The 12,841-nt window shown below is 37.3% G+C and carries 9 protein-coding genes and 1 pseudogene; 5 read left to right on the forward strand and 5 right to left on the reverse strand.

From position 1 onward, the window contains the following. The first annotated feature begins 45 nt into the window (after window positions 1–45). The 3 genes from GPJ68_RS09535 to GPJ68_RS09545 all read left to right on the forward strand — a co-directional run bounded on the left by GPJ68_RS09535 (window position 46) and on the right by GPJ68_RS09545 (window position 1,438). Complete coding sequence (locus tag GPJ68_RS09535; RefSeq protein WP_048703575.1) at window positions 46–516, forward strand: hypothetical protein; 471 nt, start codon at window positions 46–48, stop codon at window positions 514–516. 113 nt (window positions 517–629) lie between these two features. Further along, window positions 630–908 carry a hypothetical protein gene (locus tag GPJ68_RS25125; RefSeq protein WP_223584468.1) on the forward strand — a complete coding sequence of 93 codons (279 nt, stop codon included), beginning with the start codon at window positions 630–632 and terminating at the stop codon, window positions 906–908. Window positions 909–1,030: 122 nt separating this feature from the next. Then, window positions 1,031–1,438: an H-NS family nucleoid-associated regulatory protein gene (locus GPJ68_RS09545; RefSeq protein ID WP_048703573.1), complete on the forward strand. Its 408-nt coding sequence runs from the start codon at window positions 1,031–1,033 to the stop codon at window positions 1,436–1,438. A gap of 62 nt (window positions 1,439–1,500) precedes the next feature. Here the strand turns inward: GPJ68_RS09545 and GPJ68_RS09550 are convergent, their stop codons facing one another. The 5 genes from GPJ68_RS09550 to GPJ68_RS09570 all read right to left on the reverse strand — a co-directional run bounded on the left by GPJ68_RS09550 (window position 1,501) and on the right by GPJ68_RS09570 (window position 9,364). Further along, the gene (locus tag GPJ68_RS09550) at window positions 1,501–2,748 is read right to left on the reverse strand and encodes a hypothetical protein (protein ID WP_048264296.1); all 1,248 of its coding nucleotides are present in this window, start codon (window positions 2,746–2,748) and stop codon (window positions 1,501–1,503) included. A 381-nt stretch (window positions 2,749–3,129) separates the two neighbouring features. Further along, entirely contained in the window at window positions 3,130–4,764 is a 1,635-nt protein-coding gene (locus GPJ68_RS09555; RefSeq protein WP_049121198.1) for a hypothetical protein, read from the reverse strand. Window positions 4,765–4,773: 9 nt separating this feature from the next. Next, window positions 4,774–5,853 (reverse strand): protein kinase, encoded by a 1,080-nt coding sequence (locus tag GPJ68_RS09560; protein ID WP_048264298.1) that lies wholly within the window; start codon window positions 5,851–5,853, stop codon window positions 4,774–4,776. A gap of 309 nt (window positions 5,854–6,162) precedes the next feature. Beyond that, window positions 6,163–8,820, reverse strand: coding sequence for a DotA/TraY family protein (locus GPJ68_RS09565; protein ID WP_255489635.1), 2,658 nt, complete (start codon window positions 8,818–8,820; stop codon window positions 6,163–6,165). Between the two features lie 19 nt (window positions 8,821–8,839). Further along, window positions 8,840–9,364, reverse strand: coding sequence for a hypothetical protein (locus GPJ68_RS09570; protein WP_049121194.1), 525 nt, complete (start codon window positions 9,362–9,364; stop codon window positions 8,840–8,842). A gap of 1,716 nt (window positions 9,365–11,080) precedes the next feature. Here GPJ68_RS09570 and GPJ68_RS09575 point away from each other — a divergent pair. Both GPJ68_RS09575 and GPJ68_RS09580 read left to right on the forward strand, forming a co-directional pair. Continuing rightward, window positions 11,081–11,815, forward strand: a complete 735-nt coding sequence (locus GPJ68_RS09575; RefSeq protein ID WP_180837266.1) for a replication/maintenance protein RepL — start codon at window positions 11,081–11,083, stop codon at window positions 11,813–11,815. Window positions 11,816–11,834: 19 nt separating this feature from the next. Then, window positions 11,835–12,627, forward strand: a pseudogene (locus tag GPJ68_RS09580) (hypothetical protein). The last annotated feature ends 214 nt before the right edge of the window (window positions 12,628–12,841 follow it).

Here is a 12,841-nt window from a genome sequence, read left to right on the forward strand (position 1 = left end):
TGTTTAATTATATACACATAGAATAATTGATATCGAGGTATATTTATGTCTGGAAAAAATCCGTTTTGGAATTATGATTATAATGCGGCGCAACGTAATAGAGAAATTGTAGACTCTTACCAACAGGCAAATGAGGCAAGGCTGGATTCTCAACAGTCGCAGTTTGAAGCATCTATGGCTAATGACAGGGTTAGTAGAATACAGATGCAGTTGAATAACACAATCAATAGCCATAAGAAGGTTGTCGCTGATTATGAGCAACGTCTTGAAGAATATAAACAAAATTTCTTTCGTGTAGCTTTACATAAAAACATTCTCTTCAGAACGGTTCGCAGACTTCAGGAGGAATGGCCGGATAAAAAGGAATTCATCCTTGATGAAATGCAAAGACAAAGAATTTTGTGTAATCAACAGGATTATAGAGAAAGATGGTGGAATGCCATAAAAGATAATAATCTTGCTGACGATTATCTTGAGTTTCCATTTCCTAATAGAGAGGTAAAAAACAAACCATAATAAGTAATTAACTATTCGATCATAACATTATATTTATTTTAATAAGACACTAACCTGCTGTGTCTCCTAAAAACACGCCTATACATCAACCATCCATTTTATGGAATACCATCATGACAACTATTTTGCATCCAAATTACGTTGTTGTATCAAAGCTAATATCTAAGTTTGACATTACACATGACAGTAGAGATGAAAATATCAACATCTTGATTTCTGTCATTTATGACTTGGATAACGGCATTACAATCGAACACTACATTAATAATCAGGAAGAGGCCGAGAAAAAATGCATTGAGAAAAATAGATTTTCAAGGAAGTTTAAAAATCGCATTGATAATATATCATCTGAAGAAACCCGCCCAGCTAAAAATAATCCCAAACCCAAATAAAAATTTGAACTCAGGATGGATCTGAGGTCTATACCATATAATGTATTGATTTTGTGCACAGGAACGATTAAAACTATGATGTTATTGCTTATATTCTTTACCACAAACATTAGGGAAATCGCATGTCTGATGCTTTAAAGATCATCAACAATGTTCGTACTCTCCGTGCTCAGGCTCGTGAACTAACACTTGAGACTTTGGAAGAGATGTTAGAAAAACTCACTATCGTTGTAGAAGAACGTCGTGAAGAAGAAGCCTCATTTCTCAAACAGCAGGAAGAGAAACAGGCCAAGCTGGAAGCATTCCGTCAGAAGCTGTTGGAAGATGGCATAGACCCGGCAGAATTACTTTCAACTGTTAGCCCATTTTCTTCCAAGACCGGAGCGAAGCGCGCCCCACGTCCAGCTAAGTATAAATACATCGATACCGATGGTTCTGAAAAAACATGGACAGGTCAGGGCCGAACTCCTCGTGCTATCGCTGCTGCCCTCGAAGCCGGTAAGACGCTGGAAGATTTCGAGATCAAATAATCTTCATACCAAGTCTACCAAATCCGCTGGCCCGTCGCTGGCGGTTTTATTCATGACTTCAATTATCTTGTTGCCTGAGTCGCTCTTGTAGCATTAGTTTTTAAATTATTCAGCATTTGCTTATCAACCGGTTGTAGTTGTTGTCCTAACAGAGCCGCAAGCAAAATATTTGTGTCTTCTGTTCTTTCGATTTGAAGCATTTGTAATCTTAAATCAAGTGCCTGCATTCTTGCCTGCTCATGCGCAGTTTCTTTTTCATCAGCACTACTGATTTTTACCTGCCAAGCGTCAGCACCTGTTGTATCTGCATAGCGTGAATAGATCTCATATCTTAACATTTCCCACTCTGAAGGATTATCCGGGAATGTTGTGCCGGGAAATAAGGTCGCATACTTGTTTTTTACGGAAGCATCTGACCAAGCAAGGTTTGCTCCCTGCGTAGAACCTAATGTGGATCCTATTTTGGCCCCTCTGGAGTTCACTGATACATTACTTGCTTTTTTCATTGCCAGTACGGAATCAATGGCGTTTGTTCCAGCAGTGCTTCTGGAGACAAAGCTCGAAAAGGCGGATAAATATTCTCGACCTTCATTTGTGTCTTCTAACCCTTTGTTCTTCAATGGTTCAACAGGCAAGTTACCTATAAGATTTCTTTTTGCCGCTTCAGCAACTTCAATCTGCTCCACAGAATAAGACTGATTCGAAACCTTATTAGACAATGCATCTGATGTAGATAATGGTGGTGTAATTAGGCTTGATGCCGATTTATCTTTATCAGGATACTGACCTATAGCATTGCACCCACCTCTGTTATATTTCACATCATCTTCAGAGCAAACATTTATTGATACTCTGCCCATGATGTTTTTCTTGGCCTCATTTATTCCGGTATTTGCTTGCGTAAACATCTTAACGCTGTTTTCAGATAAAGCCTCTTTCGCTGAGCTTGTATTCGATCCTGCTGCACCACGACCACCTGCGCTTGTGACTTCTTCACAGGCGTTGGCATCAGGTATTCTGTTTAAGATATTTTTCATACGCTGTTCTTGGATTGCCTGACTTGCATTACTGACAACAGCATTCTTCTGATTCTCATTTGCTGTTATGGTTGCTTGTGCCAGTTTGTCGTTCATTGAAACTAATGTTTCGATTATTCCATTTCCCATAGATTGAGGTGATCGCCCCATCAAATAAGGATCCAGAGTATAGTTTGTGACCGGATAAACAGCCTCTGCATGACTTGAATACAATATTGTCAAACATATTACGCTCGCTATGTTTAATTTTTTTATTTTAAATCCCCCTCTCACAGCCCACTCCTCTTTATTCACTACCTATTATTTAATTAATCCATTAAAAGCAGTTTGTCAATTTTATTAAAAATTATAATAGAATAGATTAAAGACTTGGAAAACAACCATTTTTTATGTGACCAACCCAACCTCGTGTAATTAATTTTACAATTTTCACATCACGCAGTAGTTTTCTCAAACATTTATTACCCACACACATCCCCCCATAATGCACTAATGCTTGCATTAAAAATACTGATTTATTTCATGCAATAAAAATGTAGTATGAAGTTCGATACAATTGAACACCGCATATTATTAATAAAGGATAATTTATTATTTCGCTTACGCAATTAGATAATGAAAAACGAAGCCTAATGATTTCATTAGGCTTATTTGTTATTTGGATATTATTATCTTCGGTGATTTAGGATCGAAATCGAAAGTTACAATCTTATCTTTTTTTTCTTCTTTCGCAATAAGATTGCTTAAATCTAAACTCGTCGATTTTATTTCATCCCATTTCAGTGGATTCTCTTTTAACATATTCATTTTTATGAAATAATAAACTAAAGCAGGTTCTTTTCTGGCTAGACTGTTTTTATAAGCCTGTTCCATTTCATAGAACACTTCGTCTTTCCATGAAACATCAGCAAGAACGCACTCACGATAGTGATTCATATTTGCTACAATGCCTGACGCATTTTTACTTTTTGAGAAAAGATCACAGGCAATTGCATAATACTCTTTACCTAATTCAAATCTGTTTGTTTTATAATGCAAAAGGCCCAAGTTAGCATTAGCATGGGCAGCCGTATTCTCGTTATCAACAGCAGCAAGACTTTTGAGAGCCCCCTCCCATTCTTTTACCCTTTCCCAGTTAATACATTGCTCCACTCTATCCAAGAGACATATCTCAGAAAATAGTTTGTTTAAAATTAACGTTTCATCGTGCTTGTCTATTCCCAAACCTTTGACAGCATATTCATAGCATAATGCATAGTTGTCTAAAACTGACGACAAATAGGTAACCATTATTGCAGGTTGAACAGAATAGGACTCATCTTCAAACCATTTAATTCCAAAATCTATAGCAGAAGAAAGATCATAATTATAGTATTTCTCCCACATTTTCGCTTCGTATGCACCTTGTTGACTAAACAAAAGTTCACTATTAACTAAATTCGAAAGATTCGCATTCCTTTCTGCCCACTTTGCTTGTGCCAAGGAATTGTCATTAGGTTTTCGTAATGAACTTACATATAATTTTTTTGCTTTCTTTAATGCTCCATTAGACAATTCTATTGTCGCTATTGAACTCTCCAATTCCGTAAGATGCAAAGGAGAAAATCTTTCAGACTCAATAAGTTTTCTCGCTTGAGATACCATTTTCAAAGGGCGATTATAACTTTCCGCCACCGCGATCTCGGCTGATAGTAACCATGGATCTTCTTTTAACATTGGATGCTTAGACAATAGATAATGGGCTTTATCACTTTGATTATTATTAACATAAAATCTTGAAGCAACTCTAATGATCCAACGATGATTAGGTAATAGATTTGTACCGACTGTAACAGCTTTCTCAGCTGAATCCAGCTTACCAATTGATACGTAAGCCCTTGCTAAATCAAGCCATGCTAATGCATCTTTGGGATTATTATGCAACCATCCTCTTAATATTGAGATGATTGGTTTTTGAGTTTCAGTTGGTTCACTATCATGCTTACCACCTCTTAAAATGAATTTAGCAAATTGTAGGATTTGTGGTGGTAAATCAAATCCCTGCACAATAAATCTTGCCGCAACTCTCGATTCTGCTTCTCGGTTTTCTATATAAGCAACATTTAACAACTCTATTGCTGAGCCTAAATTTTTATTAAGAACAAAATTTTCATATAAGTCATCTGTATTATCAGACAATGAGGAAAAATCTCCACCATTAAAAGGTTTAATTTCAGGAGACTTTAGGGAGTCGATTGACTTCGTCCATTCAGGAAGCAATAGTCTTTCTTCTTTATCAAACAGGCTCATTTTGCTTCCTTATATTTTATTGCTGAGACCAAAAACCTTCAATTTTTGAATTAAAAGGTCGAATTGAGTTATAAGTCGATCCAAACCTAATTCTATCTTTGCTATCCCGCCTCCTTTAAGCATTCCTCTGTTTTCATAACTTGGATGACTACACTGCAACACTATGTTTTTCAAACCTAAACCTAACCAATCTGGATGAACCCCATCAAATACCTCTAAGCTTTGAAAAAAAGCCTTCTCTAAATAAGGTAAAGCGAGATCGTATTGATTCCCACTCCCCCCCCAACGTGGCGGTGCTATTTCTGTAGGAACAAACTCTCTCATCAAACTATTAACGGTTCTGCCAGTAAATAAAAAAGCAACTATTGAACCTAACTGATAAATATCACAACGCTGCCTTCTATTTATCCATTCAGGGGCTATCAGCCCATAGAGTTGTTCAGGAGGCGCATAATTTTGATCTCCAGTAATCGGAAAGTTATCAAAACGATGTGGTACACCTTGTAAACTTGCTCTGCCTAAATCACCAACTTTAGCATTTAAAGAATCGAACACCATTACATTTGAAGGTTTCAAATCTTGATGTGAAATATTTGCAGAGTGTAATTGTCTAATACCCATTGTAACATCTTTCAGGTATCCTAATTTCATTGCAAGGCTGACATCCTTTGTTCTTTCGACATACATCCTTATATCTCCGGATTCGGCCAGCTCCATAATTAAATATGGTACTATTCTACCATCAATTACCGATTGTCCTTTGTTAAGAACTTTAATAACATTTCGCATTCTTTTTTCAATGCAAATTTCATTTAGTTTATCCTCAAACTGATAATCAGACGTAAGCACTGACATTATCTTCATAAAATCGTGGCCTTTAGACAAAGCTTCCTGCATTGTCTTTTCAAAATCAAAGGCTTTGAGAAATGCCATCTTTCCTGTATTTTTATTTTTCACTTCATAAGACACCGAAAAGTTCCCCCCCGTTCCGATGCCCGTTTTTGTTCCTACTGGTATAATTCTTTCAACAAGCCATTCGTTGTTTAATTCTAAGCCGACCATTTTATTAGCTGGAGTTGTGGTAGTCATGAATAATCCCATTTAGGTATTAAGAAAGAATTTTATAACCTACATCTTTATCTACTCTATTGATAAGATTAAACCACTACTGCATAAAATTGAAACTAATTAAATATCTACATATCAATAAGTTAAGGGTTTTACATTTCTATTCATCCTTTCAATTGTGCTCTACATCAAACTTTACTTTTGAATTCTCCCAACCTCACGCATATAGTTGCCAATAAAACTATTTACTCAGAAATAATTACAATAGTACACTAACTAAAGGATATCATACATCCATTGTAATCAAAGAGGGCCTAAGCCCTCTTAATATCACATTCCATCATTACCTTCTTTTGATGATGAACTACCACCGGAAGATCCACTACCATTCCCTTTATCTGGAGCCTTAAAGCTTTCAATTGGTGAAGCTTGGGCCTGTAAACTTACAGGCAGCAACGGTCTGTTATGTTCACCAAATGATACTGCTCTGTTAGCAGCCTTTTGAGCTACATTCATATAACCCGCTGCGCCTGCTGTGTCACCAATAGCATCTGCTGCCTCAGCTGCATTGTAAGCCGAGTTAGCACTTTCAAGAGACTGATATTCATCCTGCTGATCAAGTGGGCCAGCATTACTCATATGAGTTCTGAATGCAGATCCCGTATCATTGGCTCTATTAGTCGCCTGTGCTTTCCCCTGTTGGGCCTGTTGCTGTTGTTGAAGCTCACGTTGCTGTTCACGGTCTTTGTTGATTTGCGCATTCCTGATCTGATTACCCATCGCATTTGAGGTATGAGAAACCTGATCCAACACGGTTTTGGTAAACATAGCACCTTCAACACCTTTTGATGCCGACTGTGCGTAACCCGACATGCTCTGACCACCATGAACACCAAGCCACTTCATAATTTCATCAGGGATGATGTGAATCAGTGAAAGTGATTTTTTCACTACCGTAAACATCATCGCAATATAAACAGCAATGAGAGCCAGTGACTCGATGATACCTATCCCGGCATTGGCTGACATCATGCCAAACGCGCCGGAGAATGTTTCATTGACGATCCCACCAAGGATAGGGAGCATCGTATAGGCTGCTATCAAGCCTGTTATCATCAGTGCTGGTCGCATGGTTAACGATAAAACCAGACCATAACCAGCGCCTCCACGACCCACTACGCCATCACCATCTGGATGCAAATGTGTTATTACCCATAATGGTGCTGCGACCATTGCTTCAAGGCACAGGATCATCCAGCCTACGCAAACACCAAACCACATCACGTAAGGCAACATAGGAATAACGACGGCTAAGGTATCACCAGCTATCCATAAAGGGATAACCAGTGGCATCACAATGCCCATAGCGCCAAATGCACCTGATACCCAGCTTGCAGTCCATGAAGTCCATGCACCAAGACCTGCGCCAACAACCGCAGAACTCCCTAATAACGTCCAGCCAGCAGCACTGATTGTATCCCCAAGCCCTTTAACGGCTAATAACGGGTTTATCGCCTGTAAATTGGCAGCGGTTGTGTCGGTTGAAAATGAAACAATTTTCCCTTGTTTTCTGCCATTGATAACGCTGGAACTGAGAAAACCCGCCATTGCACCAGAAATGCTCTTATTGGCTTCACTCTGAAGAGAAGAAACAATTTTTCCGGCATCATCTGTTTTAGGGCCAGCGCCACTTTTACCGCTGGTATTGGCTTCTGTCCGGTTTTGCGCATCAATCCCATTCGCGTATCTTGAAGCTGTCGTTGATTTCGCCATATCCTGAGCCACTTTTGCCATAATCGCGTTCATGCTGTTATCGAATATATCGCCGTATTCCATTGTCGCTTGCCCAGCGACAGGAAGATTATGAGCGGCACCGTTAATCGCGTCCTGAACACGGATAAGTTTCATACTCCATGCGCCAGCCATAAACCATCCGTCTTTCTGGACATTCTCTTTGAAATCATCCCACTGGTTGCCAGTGGAGAAAACTGTTCGTACTGCAGTATCAATAATGGATACATATGAGGCCGTTGCGCTGTTTATTCCGGTCTGAATATCAATATTATTATCGGCCACATACTGTTCAGCCAGCGTTTTCATACTGTTATTGAGGTCGATGAATGCGGCATTGTGTGCCTCAATAACATCTGAAATATTCGTCTTTATATCCTGTGGCATATAGGCCATATACATTCCGCCCCCTGCAATGGTAGCCTGAGCTTTCGCCTGTTCGTCATAAGAAGCTTTGGCCTTGGGGTCTGTAAGCGTGATGCTTCCACAGGCAGCCTTTGATACCAGTAAATTTTTATTCATATCATTACCGGCATTTCTGGCCCCATAACTGTATGTGTATAAATAGGGACCTTTCTCCGGCGTCATTTCAAACGCAGGCGTGACGTGCGGGAAAGGATCGGCTGCTGCTGATTTCTTCCATAATTCACCCGCCTTCAACATACAGACGTTATTGATAAAGGCAGTTTTCGCTATACGGTCAAGTTCCTGATAAGACGCCGATGTTGTGATAACAGCCCCATCTGAGGGGTTGGATGCATAGGTATTCCAGACGGTATCTGCCAGACCGACTCCCTGATTAATCATCCACAGCACCATAACCTGAGCGGCACAGAAACCACCTGCTGCCGGGAGTATCATTGCCGTGCCTAATGCAGTTCTTACGGGCAACCACATGGAAGACCATTTCTTACCCAGCATTTCTCCGTCATGTGCCGTTGACATGGTTCCGGCAATCAGCGTGTAGGCAGCTAAAATACCACCAACCAGTAAAACAGCGCTGTTGAGGATTGTCATTGTGCTCGCTAATGGACTCTGGGCTAAATTTTCAGGGAATAAGATATCCAGAAACCACAACTTTGACTTATCAGTATCGGGGACAGTAAATAAATCTGCAGCATGAGCTGACTGAGTTAAGAACAAACAAACTAATATTGCTAATAATATCAACACTTCTTTTTTCTTTATATTTATCATTATCACATTCCTTTGTTGTTTACTTCATTGAGTTACTGATGCTGTTCCAGACATCGGTTCCGTTGACAGTTGCTCCCGATCCTGATGAAGAGCCTGTTCCTGTAGACACACTTCCACTTGCGACATTCCCAAGGACGGGCATATCAATGGAAATGCTTTCGGATATATTTCCGGTCAGTTGACTGACTTTTTCTCTCGCAATCGAACAGGCTTTACTTATTGCCGCTTCCTTAGTTTTTTTAATTATTGAATCCACAGAGGGAAGATTAATGCCGAGGTTTCCGGCGGGCCATGCGTCCGTGCAGCCAATAGTCTCAAGCGACTGATTGATGTTATCCATGAAATTCTTCGCTACCGGCTCTAACTGAGCCGCATCCTGCTTCATGGCGTTGTATTGCGCTTGTTTTAATGATGAGCTGACATCCGGGCTACAGACTGCTGCGTTAGCTGTAGTTGCTGAAATTAATATTGTTGCGGGAAGGATTATTTTGAAAATGCAGTTACAGACATTTGTTCGCCATTTATTTTTCTTAAGTTTATTCATTTGATACTCCTTTGATTTATTACATTTAATTCACCATATTTTCTTCTTGTGATTAAACAAAAATACAATGCCTTATTAATATATATTAAATAAAATAGAATTAATCAAGATAATGATAATTTTATTTGACAATGACTTTATTTTTGATTATTGTTTAAAAGTAAATAAATGACTACTCCAAAAATTTATTACAATACTCTGAAGAGGCCAGTTTATCTGGCTTCTTTCCTTTTAATTTTATAATCTGTTAGTTTAACAAGTTTGAACTTCTAAGATAGTAATATATTTATTGTGATCATTTCTCTTGATAATTTCTTTCTTTATATTGATTGCATTACTAAAGCCAACCTTGACTTCTGGCTTTTTTTGTTCTTTTTAATTTTGCCTTTACTTTTGATTTAATAAATTATTTTTGAAAACTTTCTCATCTTATGAGCTAAAGCTCATAGGCTTCGCCCTTACTCATCATATTAACTAGAAGTGCATCAAGGCTATAGCATTTGCTGTTAAACGCATAGGAAAACTATATCCTCAATAGCAGCACTGAGTGATTGTCCAAAACAATCACATTGCTGGAACAGGGCTGGCCCCTGTTAATGATGGATTTATCCATAAAGAACTGCGGCAGTAGCCGCTGACCTAATAATAGTATAATTAATCTTATCAATTCATATTCGATTTAGTTCTTAAGATTTTATATACGCTAGCTTTACCTTGAAATTAATTAAAACCTCATATTGAAAACAGATCTTTTCTTATGATCTTTCGCTCATGGCTCCGCCCCTTATCTATATATTAACGAGGAATCAATCAAGGTTATAGCATTCGCTCTTAAACGCATAGTAAAACTATATCCCCATAGCAGCACTGAGTGATTGTCCTAAACAATCACATTGCTGAAACAGGGCTTGCCCCTGTTAATGATGGATTTATCCATGAAGAATTGCGGCAGTAGCCGCCAGTAAATAGGAGGAAAACAATACTTCCGTGTCATCGGCAGCACTTCGTGATTGTATGAAACAATCACTTTGCTGCAAATAAAATACAAAGAAAACGCTGCAAAATAACATGGTGCCATTTATTTGGCACAAGTTTCCCTTTTACTATATTAGTACTAGATATTACGAGCTGTTTTTAACTTTATTATCATATGATTATAAAGTGAAAGGTTATTAAAAATAAGAACTATTGAATATCAAAGGTTATTGATTTTACAAACTAGAGTTATCAAATCTAATAACCTTACTTTCACCTAGAAATAGTAACGCACTAAATCAATATAGCATTTGCTCTTTAACACATAGTAAAACTATATCCCCAATAGCAGCACTAAGTGATTGTACGAAACAATCACTTCGCTGAAATAAGTGTCAAGAAAAATACATATCCCTGCGAAAAAATCCTCATATATAACACAAAAGAAAAACTGGACTCTCTTAACTTCTTACTAATTATTTAATTATAAGCACCCTCCCAGCCCAATAAAATCAAGGCTTCACACCTTTTTTTGCTATGTTTAAACATAGCATATACCTATGTTTAAACATAGATCCGTCCTATGTTTAAACATAGCAAGACTTATGTTTAAACATAGGTTTTTTAACATATGATAAGATCATAATAATAAAATACTTATTTTATTTATAGTTTTACTATTGACTTTCCATTTTGTGCATAGTATTTAAAATATATAATAAAAACAATAAGAGAGAAAATATGAATACTAATGACACTGAACTACTTCGCTTATTTGATACATTAACTACAGAACAAAAGATTGATATCGCCAGACACTTACTGCAAAACAAAGATATTAAATCAACTACAGTTATCGCCAAAGAAGAAGATAAAGCGATCTCATTTTCCCAGCCTTATGTTTTTGCTTTCACATCTAACTTTCGTGTTTTTTCTGATCTGGACATATCTAAGAATGAATTCCGTGTATTAACTTACATCTTGGAATACATGGAGTTTGGAAACCTAATCAACCTCTCACAGTCATCACTCTGTAAAGCGTTGAATATCGCATCCGGTAATATGTCAAACATATTCAAAAAGCTAAAACAAAAAGGTATTCTCGTTGAACATCATGGACACCTGTATATCAACTCTAATATTTTTGCCAAGGGTATGAGTCATCAACTTGATGAAAAACGTAAAGAGCATTTGAGCAATGCAAGAAATGTTCAGGCTGAGATTGAACAATACCCTGATGGTTATCAAAATCTTTCTCAACAGGAAAGACGAGGATTAGCCCTCGAAACAGTAAATCAAAATGTTTATACAGATGCTTTTATTTTTAGCAAGAAGAAAAAGAACAATGCAGTTCCTAATGCTAAAAACAGTATCAAGATAGATAAACCCCGCAAGGTATATAAACGAACAAAAGAAAATGAAGCAAATAGACAAGATTTAGTTAATATCACTAACCACTTAAAAGCTGTTTCCTAAATAATAACAAGGAATGAAAATGAAAAAGCTACCCGGTTCACTTGAAATAAAACTTCATGAAAAACTATCAAAAAACGACATTCTGAATGTCTTAGCAGAACATATGACGATGCTTGAGGAAACATTTGGCATTGAAGAGTTCAAACTCTATTCTTTTCTTGAATGTTATATTGATAGTAAAAAACAGTCCTTTTATCATGAAGAACATAATACTGTTGTAAATTCATTTGACTTACAAGGTAATGAGAAACTTGAGAACACAGCAAAAATAATTTCAAAAGATGGTAATAAAAGAATCGTCTCTTTTGATAAAAATATCGATGTAGATAGAATACGTTTAACAGTTGGAAGTATTCAGAAAACATAATCCGTATCGATATTGGTCTAACAATATTCAAGTCATTCCATCATCAGTAGTCAGCAACATCATTCAAGATAAAGAAAGCCAACTACAATTAGAAAGAGATAAACTTTACTTCCTCAACCAACTGAGACGTAAACAAGAAGAGGAACAAAGGCGTAAAGAGCGTGAGGAATTTGAGCGTCCATTGAAATCACTCATTACAAAAAAGATCATGGAAAGCGGCCTAACTGATTTAGAGTTCAAAAGAACAATATGTTCAAGCTTTGACTATATAAAGAGCCGTTCTGTAATAGCAAAATACCTAGCCAATAAACCTGATTTGTTAGAAAAATATCATGACTCCAGAATAATACGAATGTCCATTAAAAATGATGAAGGTAAAGTCGGCAAGGTTGAACTTTATGATCTTTCTGGAACACTAATTTTTGAAAGCTATAAAAACAAATAAGAGAGGTATGATATGCAATGTTCATGTGGTAGAGAAATGACAGAGAGGTTTTCTGTTTCTAAGAAATGCAACTTGAGATGGGAATACTCTTTTTGTAAGTCTTGTGGAAGAATCGATGCAGATTATCTTTATAGCTACGATAAAACACAGTTTATTGAACGAGGTTATTCAGCAAGGCTAAATTATAGAGACATGACAAGAAAAATAGATAATT

Origin of the sequence: Citrobacter sp. 172116965, assembly GCF_013458095.1 — a bacterium.
In the GTDB taxonomy this organism is placed as follows: Bacteria; Pseudomonadota; Gammaproteobacteria; order Enterobacterales; family Enterobacteriaceae; genus Citrobacter; species Citrobacter braakii.